Below are 15460 nucleotides of genomic sequence, written 5' to 3'. Positions count from 1 at the left end.
AAGGCCCGCAGGGCGTGCCCCGCGGCTTGAACAGACGGGCCAGTCTGCCCTGTGCCGCGCGGCACGCCCTGCGGGCCTTCTGGACGTCATGCCGGGTGCTGCAGTGAGATTAGAGACTCCTTATCCCGCCATAGTCCGTGAGTACCGCTGATGAGCCAGACGCCTGCCACCGCTGCCGTGCGGGTGCGACGCGCCGAACTTTCCGATCTTGATGACCTGGTCGCGCTGGAACAGGCCACGTTCGACAGCGACCGGATCAGCCGCGCGCAGTTTCGCCGTCACCTGGACAGCGATTCGGCGCGCGTGCTGGTGGCCAGCGCGAACCACCGCCGCTTCCTGGGTACGGCGATGGTGTTCTTCCGCAAGAGCAGCCGCAAGGCACGCCTGTATTCGATCGCCAGCCTGCCGGAAGCACGCGGCAAAGGCGTGGGCACGGCCTTGATCGAAGCGGCTGAAGTCGCTGCTCGCCAACGGCGTTGTCAGTCGCTGCGGCTGGAAGTGCGCGTCGACAACGAAAGCGCGATCCGGCTGTACGAGCGGCTGGGCTATCACCGGGCGGGTGCGGTGAAAAAAGGCTTCTACGAAGACGGCGCGGACGCTTTGGTCTACGAGAAGACGCTGGACTGACACAGGCCAAGGCCTCCCGTTTCGGGGAAGCCTTGGCAAAGTGGCGATCAGTGGTGGTTGCCGTTGGAAGTTTCCGCGGCCTGCTTAAGCTCGGCGTTGGCCTGGTCCAGCAGCTCCTTGGCCTTGGCCGCGTGGCCACCCAGGTCAAACTCGTTGGCTTGTTGGGCGTCGGTAACGCGCTTGTAGGCTTGGTCGACCAGGTGCTGCGCGGCGGCCAGGTTGGGATGGCGCTTGGCGCTGACGTCACGCACCGGCTGTTGGGCGGCAGCGGTGGCGATGGCGGCAAGACCGGCAACCATGGCGACGAGTGCGATACGTTTCATGCGTTTTCCCCCTTTTGTTGCCTGCAAAGCAGGTTGATGGTGCAGCGAATCTAGCAGCACGCCATGACAATGCCTTGGCGTGATTTTTTACGATTTATGCGTGGTTGGGTGCGGGCGGCCAACCGGAGCGAGCGGTGATGCACATGTGGTGTCTGCGTTGAATTGTTGTCATGGTCGGTCGCCGTGATCGGCTCCGCAGGGGAAAGTAGCGGCAAGCATGCCGCGTTGCACGTGGTCGAGCATCGCGATTGCAAAACCTGCAAAAAAAAGCAGTCGTTTCGCTTGATGCTGCAATATCGATACTCGCAGCTGTACTACGTTTTTCGCTGGGTTATGCAGAAGCAGTACTTTCTCGCCTGCAACATTTGCAAGCGCGGCTGGGCGCTGGACGCGAAGAAAGTGGAAGCGGATTTGAAGCAGAAACAGACACCCGATCCGAATCCGTTCGGCGATCGGTACGGGTGGGCCACATTGTTGGTGATCGTCGCGTTGATCGGAGTAATGGCGCAGTTCAGTCGTGCCGCCTGACGCCCCTCAACCACCAAGGGGTTGGCCGATGCGCTGGGCTGTAGCTTCGTCCGGACGCGCCACCAGCGCGCCGGTGCGCATCAGGCTCACGTTGTAGTGTCCACCGTCGACCAGCGGCAGGAAGGCGGCGCTACCGAACACCGTATCGACTTCGGGGAACCAGCGCGGCACCTGGTTCTTCAAATCGACCAGGTCGCCCGCACCGGCCTGGCTGAAGTCAATCACCGTGCGGGCCGCGGTGGCTTCCTGGCTGGCGTCGTCATAGCGGCCGGACAAGCGATCGAGCCGGTACAGCGGTGGCAGGCCGGCAAGCATGGCCGGCAGTTTCCACTTCAGCACGAAGGCGTCGACCTGGAAATCGTCGCCCGCCAGCATCAGCTTGCGGTTGGCGCCATCCGGCCAGGTCAGGGTGAGCGCCCAGCGCTGCGGCGACAGGATGTGGGCATCAATCTGCACCACCGGCTGCTCTTCGCTCAGAAAACGGTAACCGCGCAATGACATCGCCATGCCGCCAAGCAGGGCCGCCACCAGCAGGAACACCACCAGCAGCAAGGAATGCGCGGTCGCGGCAAGATGGCGGCGGTTATGCGCATGCTGACGCGCGGCCAACAGCTGCGCCAACGCAAGCAGCAGGATCACGCCCGCGAGAATGACGAGCAGGGTGGTGGGCAGGCGCAGCAATTCGTTCCAGTTCATCGGGGCACTCCAATGCCATTGAGGCTGGGATGACAATACCGGCGCGGGTAAGCCGGCAGAGAGCTGGGATTGGCATCCCAGCCTACGCTCGGGGCACGCATGATACCGGTGACGGGTACGTGGAATGGGTCAGAGCGTCCCTAAGCTTGGCTATACTGCGGGCGTTTTCCGACGGAACCCACTCATGCACCGATCGATTCTGCTGCTGCCGGCCTGCCTCGCCTTTGCCGCGATCGCCGGCTGCGGCAACAAGGGCCCGCTCTACTATCCGCCGCCCACCCACGCCGCGCTTAGCCCCGCCCCGGCTCCCGCTCCGGCACAACCGAGCAGCGCACCGGCCAGCGCCAGCAGCGTCGCAACCAAGCCAGTAGGCGCAAACCAATAGCGCGATCGACAGCATGAGCTTGCGTTTTTCCAAGATGCACGGCGCCGGCAATGATTTCGCCGTGATCGACAGTCGCGAAGGCGCGCTTGCGCTCGATCCCGCCATCATTCGTGCGATGGCCGATCGCCACACCGGCATCGGCTTCGATCAGCTGCTGAGCGTGGAACCGGCACGCGATGGGCTTAGCGCCTGCTATTACGGCATCTGGAATGCCGATGGTTCGCCGACAGGCCAATGCGGCAATGGCGTACGTTGCGTAGCGGCGTGGTTGCAGCGTGCCGGTGCACTGGCGATCGGCGAGGCCATACAGATCCAAAGCCCCTCCGGTCCGGTGACAGTACGTTTGCTCGATGCGCAGCGTGTCACCGTGGACATGGGCGAGCCGGTCTTCGAGCCGGCGCGAATTCCTTTCGATGCTTCGGCAGCGGCCGATCACTACACGCTGGACGTGGACGGACTCGCGTTGGACATCGGCGCCGTATCGATGGGTAATCCGCATGCGGTAGTGGTGGTCGACGATCTTCAGTCGCCGGCGCTGGATCGGCTTGGGCCGGCCTTGACCAGCCACGCACGCTTTGCGCAAGGCACCAACACCGGCTTTGTCCAGAAGCTGGGGCGTGGGCACTTGGGCCTGCGCGTGCACGAGCGCGGTTCCGCCTGGACCCTGGCCTGCGGCACCGGCGCCTGCGCGGCGATGGCGGTGCTGCGCCGCCGCGGCGAAGTGGATGCGCAGGTTCGAGTCGATCTTCCCGGCGGCTCGCTTGAGATCGATTGGGCCGGTCCCGGGGAGCGCTTGTGGATGACCGGACCGGCGAGCTTTGTCTATGAAGGTGAATGGCTGGCCGCTGGGTGATTGATACGAAGGCGTCGTCCATCGCACACTCCAGATAAGGGTTTAGAGAGGTTCCGCGTATGTCCAACGCCCTGCTCGACGAAACCATCAAAGCCAGCGATGTGGCCGCGTACCTGCGGCAGCATCCGGGCTTCCTTAGCGATTACCCGGAATTGGCCACGCTGCTGACCCTACCGCGCGAGCAAGGCGCCGTGGCATCGCTTGCGGCGTACCAATTGCAGGCTTTGCGCGACAAATGCGGCGAACTGGAGCGCAAGCTCGCGGAACTCACCGCCATCGCCGCCGAGAACGAGCGCCTGATGCTGCGCGTGCACGAGCTCAACGTGGCCGTGCTGCGTGCCAATACACCGGTGGTGGCGGCGCGCAGTGTCGTAGCCAAGCTCTCGGAAGATTTCCGCACCGACCAGACCCGCTTGATCCTGTTCGGCCCGCCGATGCTGCCTCCGGCCGACTGGCTGCTGCAGCTACCGGAAGGTCGCGCCGCGATGCCGGAATTCGCGGATTTCCCGGCCTATCACGAGCCGATCTCCGGCCGCCTTTCCCCCGAGCGCCTGCAGCGGCTGTTCGGTACCCATGCACCCATCATCAAGTCGGCGGCGCTGTTGCCGCTGGGTGAAATGGGCATGCTCGCCCTGGGCAGCACCGATCCCGATCACTTCCAACCGGGCATGGGCACGGTGTTCCTCAAGATGATCGCAGCGACGGTTACCGCTGCGCTGGCACGGATGCAGGACGGCGCTTGAGCGCAGCGATGGATGCCCGGGCCCAGGTTGAAGCATGGCTCGCACGCCTGGGCAGCGAACGCAAAGCATCGCCGCATACGATCGCAGGCTACCGGCGAGACCTGGACAAGCTGCTGCGCCACATGCAGAAACAGCAGCTGGCCGCGTTCGAGCAGCTGAAGCCGCAGCATATGCGCGCCTTCGTGGCGGCCGAACATCGCGCAGGCCTGTCGCCCAAGAGCCTGCAGCGTCTGCTTTCCTCATGCCGCAGCCTGTTCCGCCAGCTCACGCGCGAAGGCTTGCTGGCCCACGATCCATTGGCCGGCGTGCGCGGCCCCAAGGTGCATCGCAAGCTGCCGCAGGTATTGGATGTCGATGAGGCCACCGCGCTGGTGGAAGGCGAGGGCAACGATGGCGCACTGGATGTGCGCGATCGCGCCATGCTGGAGCTGTTCTATTCCTCGGGCCTGCGTCTTGCCGAATTGACCGGCTTGCGCTGGCTGGATCTGGACCTCGACGCGGGGGAAGTGCGCGTACTCGGCAAGGGTCGCAAGACGCGCATCGTTCCGGTGGGGCGGCATGCCATCGCCGCTCTGCGTGCGCTGGGCGAAGCGGAAGGCCGCGCCCCCGAATCGCCGGTCTTCCGTGGCCGCCAAGGTGCACCGATCAGTCCCCGCACCGTGCAAGCCCGCCTGAAAATGCTTGCCTTGCGCCTGGGCTTCGCCAAGCGCGTCCATCCGCATCTGCTGCGCCATACCTTCGCCAGCCACATGCTGGAGTCGTCCGGCGATCTGCGTGCCGTGCAAGAACTGCTCGGCCATGCCGACATCGCGACGACACAGATCTACACGCACCTGGATTTCCAGCACCTGGCCAAGGTTTACGACGCGGCGCATCCACGTGCGCGCAGAAAGTGACGGCTGCGATTAACTTGCTGGCGAGGGCCCTGCCCGGCGCGTTGAGAGTGCTGTTATGGCAGCGGCGTTGACCGCCCTGACCGGGCCACCACCCCCTCGTAGAGCCTCCTAACGGCTTGGATTCCCACAACGCGGCCCCACTTTTGGCGAATTCCCCGTTTTCGGAGTCCTCAATGGAATCCTTTCACGCCACCACCATCGTCTCGGTGCGCCGCAACGGACGCATCGTGATCGGCGGCGACGGCCAGGTCACGCTCGGCAACACCGTGATGAAGGCCAACGCCCGCAAGATCCGCCGCCTGGGCAAGGGCGACAACGTGCTGGCCGGGTTCGCCGGTGCCACCGCCGATGCGTTCACACTGTTCGAGCTGTTCGAGCTGAAACTGGACAAACACAGCGGCAATCTCGCCCGTGCCGCCGTCGAGCTGGCCAAGGAGTGGCGCACCGATCGCCGCCTGGGACGCCTCGAAGCCATGCTGGCCGTGGCCGACAAGGAAAGCTCGCTGCTGATCTCCGGTAACGGCGACGTGCTGGAACCCGAACATGGCCTGATCGCCATCGGCTCGGGCGGACCTTATGCCCAGTCCGCGGCGCTGGCGCTGATCGAGAACACCGATCTGGACGCCCGTGCCATTGCCGAGCGCGCGTTGAAGATCGCCGGCGACATCTGCATCTATACCAACCACAACACCACCATCGAAGAACTTTAATGGCGCCGCGCAAGCTCATCGTTTGTGCGCATCCACGTTCTCCCATCCTTAGCGTCCTATTCCGGGTTTAAGCCAATGTCCGAACTTACCCCTCGCGAAATCGTCGACGAACTCGACCGCTACATCATCGGCCAGCACGACGCCAAGCGCGCCGTCGCCATCGCCTTGCGCAACCGCTGGCGCCGCATGCAGCTGGAGCCGGCACTGCGCGAAGAAGTGACACCGAAGAACATCCTGATGATCGGCCCCACCGGCGTGGGCAAGACCGAAATCGCGCGGCGCCTGGCGACGCTGGCCAATGCGCCGTTCGTCAAAGTGGAAGCGACCAAGTTCACCGAGGTGGGCTACGTGGGCAAGGATGTGGAATCGATCGTGCGCGACCTCGCCGACGTGGCCTACAAGCTCACCCGCGAGCAGGCGATGAAGCGCGTGCGCTCGCAGGCCGAAGACCGCGCCGAAGACCGCATCCTGGATGCCCTGCTGCCGCGCCGCATGTCGCCAACCGACTGGTCGCACGACCCGGCGCCGGACTCGTCGCTGGAAAGCGATACGCGCCAGAAATTGCGCAAGCAGTTGCGCGAAGGCGCCTTGGAAGATCGCGAGATCGAACTCGACGTCGCGATGAACATCGGCGTGGAAATCATGTCTCCGCCAGGCATGGAGGAAATGGGCCAGCAGTTGCGCCAGATGTTCCAGAACCTGGGCGGCGCGCGCACGCAGAAGCGCAAGCTGGCGATCAAGGCAGCGCGCCCGCTGCTGGTCGAAGAAGAAGCCTCCAGGCTGCTCAACGATGAAGAGATCCGCGCACAGGCGGTGGAGTCGGCCGAACAGAATGGCATCGTGTTCCTCGACGAGATCGACAAGATCGCCCAGCGCTCCGACTGGGGTGGCGCGGGTGTCAGCCGCGAAGGCGTGCAGCGCGACCTGCTGCCGCTGGTGGAAGGCTCCACCGTGTCCACCAAGTACGGCCCGATCAAGACCGACCACGTGCTGTTCATCGCCTCGGGCGCTTTCTCGCTGGCCAAGCCATCGGATCTGATTCCGGAACTGCAGGGCCGCCTGCCGATCCGGGTGGAGCTGGCGGCGCTTTCGGTGGACGACTTCAAGCGCATCCTGCGTGAGCCGCACAGCGCGCTGACCAAACAGTACGTCGCCCTGTTGGGTACCGAAGGAGTAAGCCTCAGCTTCGACGACACCGGCATCGACCGCTTGGCCGAGGTGGCTTTCCAGGTGAACGAGCGCACCGAGAACATCGGAGCCCGCCGCCTGCACACGGTGATGGAGCGCCTACTGGAGAAGATCTCCTACGAAGCTTCGGACAAATCCGGCGAAAACTACCTGATCGACGCCGAATATGTAGACAAAAACCTGGGCACCCTGGTCAAGGACGAGGATCTGAGCCGGTACATCCTGTAATTCCCAAGCATTTCGTTAAGTTACTGTTTTTATTGTCTATTATTACTAAATAGGGGTCGTTAGCGCGCTGTAAACAAGCGAGCAGACCCCCTCTGATAAAATTGCCGTCATGGGTACGATCATTGAACTTAAGGCCACCGGCTCGCGCGCGCAGCTCCGCGAAGCGCAGCACAAACAGCAGCTGGTGCGGCTATGGCGCGGCGAATTGGAACACGGCAGCTTCTGCGGTTATGTCGCGAGCGTCGGCCGTGAATTCTTTCTGCTTTGGGTTGTAGGTGACGGTGTTACCTACGACGGGATGTATGTGATGCGTCATCGCGACATCACGGAACTGGAAACCCCGGACAAGCATGCCGTCTTCATGGAAAAGGCGCTGGTGCTGAAAAACCTGGTGCCGCGCCTGCCCCGCAGCTTCCCGCTGGATGGCATCCGCGAAGTGGTGCAGGCCGCCAGTGCGATGGCGCCGGTGATCGGCGTGCACGTGGACAGCGAAGACGAATCCGAAGTCTGCTACATCGGCCGCCTGATCAGCGTCGAGGAAGACGGCTTCAACCTGCAGGAAATCACTCCGGATGCAGAGTGGCTGTGCGAGCCTTCCTTCTTCTCCTGGGACGAGGTGTCCACGGTGACGATGGAAGATGGCTATGCGCAATCGCTGCTTGCCGTGGCCGGGGCGCCACCGCCGCTTTTGCAGGGCGATTCCGGCGTGGGCCGGGCACATTGAACCTAAGCAGAGCCCGCCGACAAGGCGGGCTTGCTGTTTTACGGAGTCGCTAGATCCAAACATCATTTTGCGCGGTCCGCTCACCACCTTCTTCCCCGGTGTTGAGGACGCCGCGGGGTTCGATCAACAGCAGCTTCACTTCTCGTTCCGCGCAGGGCTTGTGCTCGACTCCCCTGGGAACGACGTACATTTCGCCCGCAGACACCTCTACCGATCCATCGCGAAACTCGATGCGCAGGGTGCCGTCCAGGACCAGAAAGGTTTCGTCGGTGGTTTCGTGATGGTGCCAGACAAACTCGCCCTGCAGCTTCACCAGCTTGAATTGATAGTCATTCATTTCCGCTACGACCCTCGGCTGCCAATGCTGGTCGATCAGCGCGAGTTTCTGGGCAAAATTGATCGAGCTATGGCTCATGCATTTCTCCCGTTGGCAATGCTTGGGTCTGCAACACGTTTTTGCTCGCGATCTTCGCCACGATGACGTACAGAACGCGGGGATATTCCAGGGCTTGCGCCGCGATTCACCGCCCGAACAAATGCCGCCGCGCTTCCTCATCCGTGCGCAAATCCGTCTTGCCTTCGATCGTATCGGCGATCGCATAGGCCCTGCGCGTGGCATCACGAGCATGGATATGCTCGAACCAACGCTGCAAGTTCGCAAAATCCTCCAGCCGCATGCCCTGGCTTTCATGCGGCACGATCCACGGATAGGCTGCCATGTCGGCAATGCTGTAATCGCTACCGGCGATGAAATCACGACCCTCCAGGCGCTTATCAAGCACACCGTACAGGCGATGGGTTTCGCGCACATAGCGATCGATGGCGTAGGGAATCTTGTCCGGCGCGTAGCGGTTGAAGTGGTGGTTCTGCCCCAGCATCGGCCCAAGGCCACCCACCTGCCAGAACAACCATTCCATCACCGTGGCACGGCCGCGTGGATCCTTCGGCAGAAAGCGCCCGGTTTTTTCGGCGAGGTATTGCAGGATCGCACCCGATTCGAACACGCTGATCGGCTCGCCGCCATCGGCCGGTGCGGTATCCACGATGGCCGGCATGCGGTTGTTGGGGGCGATCCTGAGAAACGCCGGTTCGAATTGCTCACCCTTGCCGATATTCACCGGCTTGATGGCGTAAGGTAGGCCGGTTTCTTCCAGCAGCAAGGTGATCTTGTGGCCGTTCGGAGTAGGCCAGTAGTGCAGCTCGATCATGCTTGGCTCCAAGGCTCAAAGCACTCAGCGTCGGGGCCGGGATAGCGGCTTTCAAGGGCTAACGACTCGTGCAGGCGCCTGGCCGGCACGTGATTGCGCAGACTATCGCAACCCTCTCTTCTACGTTTACGCTCGCCAAGCGCCCATCTTCTTGGAGAGCCAGCATGCCCCACATCGTCGTCGTCGGCAGCATCAATATGGACCTGGTCACCGTCGCGCCGCGTTTTCCCGCGCCGGGCGAAACGCTACTGGGCCATCGCTTTCTTTCGGCACACGGCGGCAAGGGAGGCAACCAGGCGGTGGCGGCGACTCGGCTCGGTGCCGAGGTACACATGGTCGGCGCGGTCGGCGACGATGCTTTCGCGCAACAGCTATGCGAGGGATTGCAGCAGGAAGGCGTCGACATTTCGCATGTCGTGCGCATCGATGACTGCAGCAGCGGCACCGCATCCATCACCGTCGCCGGCGGCGAGAACGAAATCGTCGTGGTTCCGGGCGCCAATGCCCAATTGCAGCCCTCGCACGTCGCCAAGGCACAGCATTTGATCGCCGGCGCCGATGCCGTGTTGGTGCAGATGGAAATTCCGCTCGAAACTGTAGAAGCAACGTTACGCATGGCGCATGCACAGCGCGTCCCAGTCATTCTCAATCCCGCGCCTGCGCAGCGCTTGCCGACAGAGTGGCTGCAACTCGCTCGCTACATCACGCCGAACCAGCATGAACTCGCCATTTTGCTCGGTGCGGATGCCGACGAGGATTTTCGCAGCCTGATGCGCCGCACACCATGCCCGGTGGTGCTCACACACGGCGCCGAAGGCGCCTGGTTCCGCGAACAAGGGGAGCCACAACATCAGGCAGGATTTGCGGTGGAAGCTGTAGACAGTACCGGCGCAGGCGACACCTTCAACGCTGCTTTTGCTGTATTCCTGCAGGAAGGTTTGCCGGCCGCGGTGCGCAAAGCCTGTGCCGCCGCGGCATTATCCGTCACCCATCTTGGCGCTCGTGGCGGCATGCCTCGCCCGATCGAATTGGACACCCTGCTTGCAAGACAACACGCGTAATTGTTTTTATTTTCCGATGCAAAACGAACTGAAGATCGCGCCCAGCAGATCGTCGCTGCTATAGGTACCGGTGATTTCCCCGAGCGCATGCTGCGCCTGACGCAGTTCTTCGGCGGCCAGTTCGCCGGCGTGGGCATCGGTCAGGACGCTGGCGGTGCGAGCCAGATGGTCGGAGACCAGCTCCAGCGCCAATATGTGACGGCGGCGTGCGCTGAACGCACCTTCGCCTCCACCAACGCCTGCCAGCTGCTTCAATTGATCGCGCAGCAGCTCCAAGCCTGCACCGGTTTTGACGGAAAGCCATAGCCATTTTTCGGCGTCACGCGTCTGCGCGCGAGGTGCCTGGCCATCGAGATCGACTTTGTTGACGACGATGATGCGTTCGATGCCTGTGGGAAGATCCTTCAGCCAGGTGAGGTCTTCGTCGGCATGTTGTAGGTCGGTAACCAACAGCACGGCATCGGCGCGTTCCCGCTCGCTGTGTGCACGACGTACGCCCTCACGCTCCACCGGATCATGCGTGTCGCGTAGACCGGCGGTATCGGCCAACTCCAGCACGATGCCGTCGAGCGAGATGTTCTCGCGCAAGACATCGCGCGTGGTGCCTGCGATATCGGTGACGATGGCGCGTTCGCTGCCGGCGAGCGCATTCAACAGGCTCGATTTGCCGGCGTTCGGCCTGCCGACGATGGCAACGCGCAAACCGTCGTTCAGGCGCACGCCGCGTTGGGCTTCGCGCAGCAACTCGGAAAGTTGCGCACGCAGGGCTTGCAGCTTCTGCGTGATCGCGGGATCGGCGAGAAAGTCGATTTCTTCCTCGGGGAAATCGATCGCCGCTTCGATGTGTACGCGCAAGCCGATCAGCGATTGCAGTAGTGCATCGACTTTGCGCGAGAACACGCCTTCCATCGACTGCAGCGCGGCACGTGCACCGGCTTGCGATCGCGCGGCGATCAGATCCGCGACGGCTTCCGCCTGGGCCAGGTCGAGTTTGCCGTTGAGAAAGGCGCGCTCGGTGAATTCGCCTGGGCGCGCCAAGCGTGCACCTAGTTCGCACATGCGGCGCAGCAGCGCATCGAGCAATACAGCGCTGCCATGCCCCTGCAGTTCAAGCACGTGTTCGCCGGTGTAGGAGCCGGGGGCAGGGAAGTACAGCAGCAGGCCGCGATCGATCAACGCATCCTCAGCGTCGCGGAACGCGGCGAAGTGCGCGTGACGTGGCGAAGGCGCACGACCCAGCAAATGTAGCGCGATGGCCGGCACATTCGGGCCGGAAACGCGCACTACACCGATGCCCGCTGCGCCAGGTGCGCTGGCGATGGCGGCGATCGTGTCATCGTGCGGGGCGTGTGCGGTCATCGCGTATCAGCATAACCGCAGCGGGCGGCCATGGGCCGCCCGCGCGATAGTGTTTTGCTCAGGCCGCGGCCTTGGCCGGGACGGCATCGGCACGGCGCATCATCCACCACTGCTGCAGCAAGCGGCAGATACCGTTGACCGCGTAGTAGAGCACCAGGCCTGACGGGAAGAACAGGAAGATCACCGCGAACATCAGCGGCATGAACTTCATCATCTTCTGCTGGGCGGGGTCCATGCCAGGTTGTACCGGCATCATCCACTGCTGGGCCAGCATCACGATGGTGTAGAGCACCGGCAGCACGAAGTACGGATCGGCGGCCGACAAGTCATGAATCCAGCCGAAGAACGGCGCCTGGCGCAGTTCCACGCTGTCACGCAGCACGTAATAGAGGCCGTAGAAGATCGGGATGGTGATCAGCATGGGGAAGCAACCCGCCGCGGGATTCACCTTCTCCTTCTTGTACAGCTCCATCATCGCCTGCTGCATCTTCTGGCGATCGTCGCCGTAGCGTTCCTTCAGTGCGTCGATGCGCGGCTTCAGCTTGCGCATCTTGTTCGCCGATTGGAACTGCGCGTTGGTGAGCTTGAAGGTGGCCAGGTTGATCAGCAGCACCAGCAGAATGATGGCCACGCCCCAGTTACCGGTGAGCTTCTCCAATTGCGCCAAAGTCCAGTGCAAGGGCTCGGCGAAGATCTTCAGCATGCCGTAGTCGACGGTGAGGTCCAGGCCGGGTGCGATAGCACCGAGCTGATCGGTCAGCTTGGGACCGATATACAGCTGCGCCGCGCTGCTGGCGTGCTGGCCGGGCGCCACGCTGATTTGCGGACCCACGCTACGGATCACGTAGTGCGACTTGCCGGTCTCCTCGTTGATGACGGTCGTGGAGAACGAATCGGCTTCCTTCGCATTCGGAATCCAGGCGCCGAGGAAATAGTTCTGCATCATCCCCACCCAGCCACCGGTGATTTGACTGGTCGGTGGCTGTTCCTTCGGCTTGGCGAAATCGCTGAAATCCAGCTTTTTGAACTTGTCTTCGGGGCTGTACCACACAGCGCCAAAGAAGCCGTAGCGAGACTGATCCGAAATGCGTTGCAGGAAATTGCTGTACACCGCCGCCGGCCGATCCGCGCGCTGCAGCTGGCGGTAGGCCTGGCCATCCCAGGTCTTGCCGCTGCCATTGTCGATCTGCTGGTCCAACTCGATCGCGTAGCTGCCGCGGTGCAGGGTGTAGCGCTTGGTCACCTTCATGCCGGAAGCGTCCGCCCAGCTGAGGTCGACGTTCAGGGCGTCCTGGCCAGCCGTCAGTTCATAACTGGTCTGCGCCGCTTGGAAGATCGCCCGGTGATCGGGCGCGGCGCCATCGGCGCTCACCAGCCCGCTTTGCGCAGTGAAGTAGTCGGTGCTGCCGTCGTCGAGCAGGCGGATCGGCGCCGGGTTGGGATCCTTCTTGGTCCGCGGGGTCACCGGGTACTGCAGCAGTTCGGAACGCACGATGCTGCCACCACGCGTGTCGATGGTCAGACGCAGGACATCCGTACTGACCGTGATCAGTTGCGCCGTTCCCGCGCTGGCATTGCCGTTGGCGATGACCGGCGCCGCGCCCGGTTCGCCGCTGCTGCTCTGAGTGGTTGCCGCTGCGCTAGCCGGCGGGTGCGGACCGTAATCCTGTTCCCACTGCTGAAACAACAGATAGGCCACGGCCAGCAAGGCGAAGAGTAGGAAGGTGCGCGTTTGGTTCATCGCGTAGCGATCCGGCAAGGGGCCCCGCCATGGCGGGCCAGGGGGACAGGAAGGAAGAAGATCAGCTAGCCATTGTGGAGCCGTCGCCTTCACGCTTCAACGGCGGCAATTTGCGCCACAGGGCATCGAGCTCGGCCAGCAGCGTCGAACCGGGCAAGCTGCAGGCCTGCTCGCGCGCCGTCACCATCAGATCCACCGGTGGCAGCCCGGGCAGGGCGCGGCGGAATGACTCACGCACCAACCTCTTGATGCGGTTGCGATCCACCGCGCGCTTGGAAACCCGCTTGGAGATAGCAAGGCCTAGTCGCGCGTGCCCCGCGCCGTTCTGACGATAGCGCACAGAAAAACAGCGGCCGCCGAGGCGGCCGCTGGCTTGACGCAAGGCTGCAAAGTCACCGGCTCGGCAAATCCGCGCCTCGCGCGGCAGGCCGGCGGTGCCCATCGGCGTGACCGCTTACGGGATCAGGCGCTTGCGGCCCTTGGCGCGGCGGGCATTGAGCACCTTGCGACCATCGGCCGTGGCCATGCGAGCACGAAAGCCGTGCGTGCGGGCGCGCTTGAGCTTGCTGGGCTGGAAGGTCCGCTTCATGGCTTCCTCCTAATCTGAATGGGTGAAAAAGATCGCGGATTATGCGGAATGAGAGCGTGCCGTGTCAAATGCAGCCACGACAGCAAGTTGTGGATATCCATGTGGATAGTTACTGGGTGGGTGCTGGTAGACTTCCCGGTCCACCCTGCGCGAAAGCGCCCCTGCTGTGGTTGAAAGTATCCATGAGTGATCTGTGGCGGCGCTGTCTGGAGCGTCTTGAAGGTGAGTTGAGCGCCGAGGACCTGCATACCTGGCTGATGCCACTGCAGGCACGCGACGATGCGGACGGTTTGCAGCTGTACGCGCCCAATCCCTATACGTTGGACGCCGTTCGCGATCGCTACCTGCCTCGTATCGAGGCGGTGCTGGCCTTGCTCAGCGGCCATAGCCTGCCGGTTCGGCTTGAAGTGGGTTCCAGCGCCGCAGTGGCTGTCGGCAGCCGGCCGGTACCCACGCCTACGGTGGCCAAACCAGCCGCCGCGGCCGAAGCCGCGCCTGTGAATTTCCATCACAACCTGGACCCCCACTACACCTTCGAGACCTTCGTGGAGGGCAAGTCCAACCAACTCGGCAAGGCCGCCGCGATGCAGGTGGCGCAGAATCCGGGCCGCGCCTACAACCCCTTGCTGCTGTATGGCGGCACCGGCCTGGGCAAGACCCATCTGATGCACGCCGCCGGCAACTTGATGCGCGAGCACAACCCGAATTTCAAGGTGCTGTACCTGCGCTCGGAGCAGTTCGTCGGCTCGATGATCGAAGCGCTGCGCACCAAGAGCATGGACGAATTCAAGCGGCGCTTCCGCTCGGTGGATGCGCTGCTGATCGACGACATCCAGTTTTTCGCGGGCAAGGACACCACCCAGGAGGAGTTCTTCCACACCTTCAACGCATTGTTCGAGTCCAAGCAGCAGATCATCCTGACCTGCGACCGTTATCCGAAAGAGGTGGACAAGCTCGAACCGCGCTTGAAGTCGCGTCTGGGCTGGGGCCTTTCGGTGGCGATCGAGCCGCCGGATTTCGAAACGCGCGCTGCGATTCTGCTGGCGAAGGCGCACGACAAGGGCGTCAAGGTGAGCGAGGACGTGGCGATGCTGCTGGCCAAGCGCATCCGCTCCAACGTACGCGACCTGGAAGGCGCGCTCAATACGCTTGCGGCTCGCGCCAATTTTTATGGCCGACCGATCACCACCGATTTCGCCGAAGAAACCCTGCGCGATCTGCTCGCCACACACGCCCAGGCGGTGACGGTGCCGAACATCCAGAAGATCGTCGCCGAATATTTCGGCGTGCGTTTGCAGGATCTGCTTTCCAAGCGGCGTGTGCGCTCCCTCGCGCGACCGCGCCAGATCGCGATGGCGCTGTCCAAGGAACTCACCGAGCACAGCCTGCCGGAAATCGGCGAGGCTTTCGGTGGCCGCGACCACACCACAGTGCTGCATGCCTGCCGCACCATCCGCAAGCTGTGCGAGACCGACACGCGCATGCGACAGGACTGGGAACAACTGATCCGCACGCTGACGGGCTGACGAGGTGAACAAGCGCTTGAAAACCAGGCGCATATCCTGTGGATAATAGGTAGACGTTTTGGCTCGCCAAAGTTA

General features: G+C 62.9%; 19 protein-coding genes. 11 read left to right on the top strand and 8 right to left on the bottom strand.

The window, feature by feature from the left end; translation table 11 throughout:
• Positions 1-150: 150 nt before the first annotated feature.
• Entirely contained in the window at positions 151-627 is a 477-nt protein-coding gene (locus tag QQJ96_RS10325) for a GNAT family N-acetyltransferase (protein ID WP_284331910.1), read from the top strand.
• A gap of 47 nt (positions 628-674) precedes the next feature.
• Here QQJ96_RS10325 and QQJ96_RS10320 read toward each other — a convergent pair whose 3' ends face one another.
• Positions 675-950, bottom strand: coding sequence for a hypothetical protein (locus QQJ96_RS10320; RefSeq protein ID WP_284331909.1), 276 nt, complete (start codon positions 948-950; stop codon positions 675-677).
• A 183-nt stretch (positions 951-1133) separates the two neighbouring features.
• Here QQJ96_RS10320 and QQJ96_RS10315 point away from each other — a divergent pair, with 183 nt between their 5' ends.
• Entirely contained in the window at positions 1134-1478 is a 345-nt protein-coding gene (locus tag QQJ96_RS10315) for a hypothetical protein (RefSeq protein ID WP_284331908.1), read from the top strand.
• Positions 1479-1484: 6 nt separating this feature from the next.
• Here the strand turns inward: QQJ96_RS10315 and QQJ96_RS10310 are convergent, their stop codons facing one another.
• Complete coding sequence (locus QQJ96_RS10310) at positions 1485-2174, bottom strand: hypothetical protein (RefSeq protein ID WP_284331907.1); 690 nt, start codon at positions 2172-2174, stop codon at positions 1485-1487.
• A gap of 184 nt (positions 2175-2358) precedes the next feature.
• On the opposite strand from QQJ96_RS10310, the gene lptM reads away from it, so the two are divergent.
• The 7 genes from lptM (at position 2359) to QQJ96_RS10275 (ending at position 7901) form a co-directional block, all read left to right on the top strand.
• On the top strand, positions 2359-2559 hold the full coding sequence (lptM, locus tag QQJ96_RS10305; RefSeq protein ID WP_284331906.1) for an LPS translocon maturation chaperone LptM: 201 nt from the start codon (positions 2359-2361) through the stop codon (positions 2557-2559).
• 13 nt (positions 2560-2572) lie between these two features.
• Positions 2573-3412 (top strand): diaminopimelate epimerase, encoded by an 840-nt coding sequence (gene dapF, locus QQJ96_RS10300; protein ID WP_284331905.1) that lies wholly within the window; start codon positions 2573-2575, stop codon positions 3410-3412.
• Between the two features lie 59 nt (positions 3413-3471).
• Positions 3472-4155, top strand: coding sequence for a DUF484 family protein (locus QQJ96_RS10295; protein WP_284331904.1), 684 nt, complete (start codon positions 3472-3474; stop codon positions 4153-4155).
• A gap of 8 nt (positions 4156-4163) precedes the next feature.
• Positions 4164-5051, top strand: coding sequence for a tyrosine recombinase XerC (gene xerC, locus QQJ96_RS10290; RefSeq protein WP_284331903.1), 888 nt, complete (start codon positions 4164-4166; stop codon positions 5049-5051).
• Between the two features lie 173 nt (positions 5052-5224).
• On the top strand, positions 5225-5761 hold the full coding sequence (gene hslV, locus QQJ96_RS10285; RefSeq protein WP_284331902.1) for an ATP-dependent protease subunit HslV: 537 nt from the start codon (positions 5225-5227) through the stop codon (positions 5759-5761).
• A 75-nt stretch (positions 5762-5836) separates the two neighbouring features.
• Positions 5837-7177, top strand: coding sequence for an ATP-dependent protease ATPase subunit HslU (gene hslU / locus QQJ96_RS10280; protein WP_284331901.1), 1341 nt, complete (start codon positions 5837-5839; stop codon positions 7175-7177).
• Between the two features lie 109 nt (positions 7178-7286).
• Entirely contained in the window at positions 7287-7901 is a 615-nt protein-coding gene (locus QQJ96_RS10275; protein ID WP_284331900.1) for a hypothetical protein, read from the top strand.
• Between the two features lie 49 nt (positions 7902-7950).
• Here QQJ96_RS10275 and QQJ96_RS10270 read toward each other — a convergent pair whose 3' ends face one another.
• Together QQJ96_RS10270 and QQJ96_RS10265 are read right to left on the bottom strand one after the other, a co-directional pair.
• Entirely contained in the window at positions 7951-8316 is a 366-nt protein-coding gene (locus QQJ96_RS10270; protein WP_284331899.1) for a cupin domain-containing protein, read from the bottom strand.
• A gap of 106 nt (positions 8317-8422) precedes the next feature.
• Positions 8423-9109: a glutathione binding-like protein gene (locus QQJ96_RS10265; protein WP_284331898.1), complete on the bottom strand. Its 687-nt coding sequence runs from the start codon at positions 9107-9109 to the stop codon at positions 8423-8425.
• 164 nt (positions 9110-9273) lie between these two features.
• On the opposite strand from QQJ96_RS10265, the gene rbsK reads away from it, so the two are divergent.
• Positions 9274-10170 carry a ribokinase gene (rbsK, locus tag QQJ96_RS10260; RefSeq protein WP_284331897.1) on the top strand — a complete coding sequence of 299 codons (897 nt, stop codon included), beginning with the start codon at positions 9274-9276 and terminating at the stop codon, positions 10168-10170.
• A 6-nt stretch (positions 10171-10176) separates the two neighbouring features.
• On the opposite strand, the gene mnmE is transcribed toward rbsK, so the two are convergent.
• The 4 genes from mnmE to rpmH form a co-directional block, all read right to left on the bottom strand.
• Entirely contained in the window at positions 10177-11529 is a 1353-nt protein-coding gene (gene mnmE / locus QQJ96_RS10255) for a tRNA uridine-5-carboxymethylaminomethyl(34) synthesis GTPase MnmE (RefSeq protein WP_284331896.1), read from the bottom strand.
• A 58-nt stretch (positions 11530-11587) separates the two neighbouring features.
• Positions 11588-13270, bottom strand: coding sequence for a membrane protein insertase YidC (yidC, locus tag QQJ96_RS10250; protein ID WP_284331895.1), 1683 nt, complete (start codon positions 13268-13270; stop codon positions 11588-11590).
• Positions 13271-13331: 61 nt separating this feature from the next.
• A complete protein-coding gene (gene rnpA / locus QQJ96_RS10245) occupies positions 13332-13712 on the bottom strand; it encodes a ribonuclease P protein component (protein WP_284331894.1) in 381 nt (126 codons plus the stop codon).
• A 12-nt stretch (positions 13713-13724) separates the two neighbouring features.
• Entirely contained in the window at positions 13725-13859 is a 135-nt protein-coding gene (rpmH, locus tag QQJ96_RS10240) for a 50S ribosomal protein L34 (protein WP_007510029.1), read from the bottom strand.
• Between the two features lie 182 nt (positions 13860-14041).
• Here rpmH and dnaA point away from each other — a divergent pair, with 182 nt between their 5' ends.
• Positions 14042-15385 (top strand): chromosomal replication initiator protein DnaA, encoded by a 1344-nt coding sequence (gene dnaA / locus QQJ96_RS10235; protein ID WP_284331893.1) that lies wholly within the window; start codon positions 14042-14044, stop codon positions 15383-15385.
• Positions 15386-15460 lie beyond the last annotated feature (75 nt).

Source organism: Dyella flagellata, from assembly GCF_030160275.1.
Lineage (GTDB): Bacteria > Pseudomonadota > Gammaproteobacteria > Xanthomonadales > Rhodanobacteraceae > Dyella_B > Dyella_B flagellata.
Note: the sequence above shows the minus strand (reverse complement) of the source record. Positions and strands in the feature narration are given on the sequence as shown.

Excerpts from the sequence above, each read along its gene's own strand:
- QQJ96_RS10310 (WP_284331907.1), bottom strand. The coding sequence starts at position 2,174 with ATGAACTGGAACGAATTGCTGCGCCTGCCCACCACCCTGCTCGTCATT.
- QQJ96_RS10325 (WP_284331910.1), top strand. The coding sequence starts at position 151 with ATGAGCCAGACGCCTGCCACCGCTGCCGTGCGGGTGCGACGCGCCGAA.
- rpmH (WP_007510029.1), bottom strand. The coding sequence starts at position 13,859 with ATGAAGCGGACCTTCCAGCCCAGCAAGCTCAAGCGCGCCCGCACGCAC.
- rbsK (WP_284331897.1), top strand. The coding sequence starts at position 9,274 with ATGCCCCACATCGTCGTCGTCGGCAGCATCAATATGGACCTGGTCACC.
- rnpA (WP_284331894.1), bottom strand. The coding sequence starts at position 13,712 with ATGGGCACCGCCGGCCTGCCGCGCGAGGCGCGGATTTGCCGAGCCGGT.
- hslV (WP_284331902.1), top strand. The coding sequence starts at position 5,225 with ATGGAATCCTTTCACGCCACCACCATCGTCTCGGTGCGCCGCAACGGA.
- xerC (WP_284331903.1), top strand. The coding sequence starts at position 4,164 with ATGGATGCCCGGGCCCAGGTTGAAGCATGGCTCGCACGCCTGGGCAGC.
- dapF (WP_284331905.1), top strand. The coding sequence starts at position 2,573 with ATGAGCTTGCGTTTTTCCAAGATGCACGGCGCCGGCAATGATTTCGCC.
- dnaA (WP_284331893.1), top strand. The coding sequence starts at position 14,042 with ATGAGTGATCTGTGGCGGCGCTGTCTGGAGCGTCTTGAAGGTGAGTTG.
- lptM (WP_284331906.1), top strand. The coding sequence starts at position 2,359 with ATGCACCGATCGATTCTGCTGCTGCCGGCCTGCCTCGCCTTTGCCGCG.
- QQJ96_RS10295 (WP_284331904.1), top strand. The coding sequence starts at position 3,472 with ATGTCCAACGCCCTGCTCGACGAAACCATCAAAGCCAGCGATGTGGCC.
- hslU (WP_284331901.1), top strand. The coding sequence starts at position 5,837 with ATGTCCGAACTTACCCCTCGCGAAATCGTCGACGAACTCGACCGCTAC.
- QQJ96_RS10265 (WP_284331898.1), bottom strand. The coding sequence starts at position 9,109 with ATGATCGAGCTGCACTACTGGCCTACTCCGAACGGCCACAAGATCACC.
- QQJ96_RS10270 (WP_284331899.1), bottom strand. The coding sequence starts at position 8,316 with ATGAGCCATAGCTCGATCAATTTTGCCCAGAAACTCGCGCTGATCGAC.
- QQJ96_RS10275 (WP_284331900.1), top strand. The coding sequence starts at position 7,287 with ATGGGTACGATCATTGAACTTAAGGCCACCGGCTCGCGCGCGCAGCTC.
- mnmE (WP_284331896.1), bottom strand. The coding sequence starts at position 11,529 with ATGACCGCACACGCCCCGCACGATGACACGATCGCCGCCATCGCCAGC.
- yidC (WP_284331895.1), bottom strand. The coding sequence starts at position 13,270 with ATGAACCAAACGCGCACCTTCCTACTCTTCGCCTTGCTGGCCGTGGCC.
- QQJ96_RS10320 (WP_284331909.1), bottom strand. The coding sequence starts at position 950 with ATGAAACGTATCGCACTCGTCGCCATGGTTGCCGGTCTTGCCGCCATC.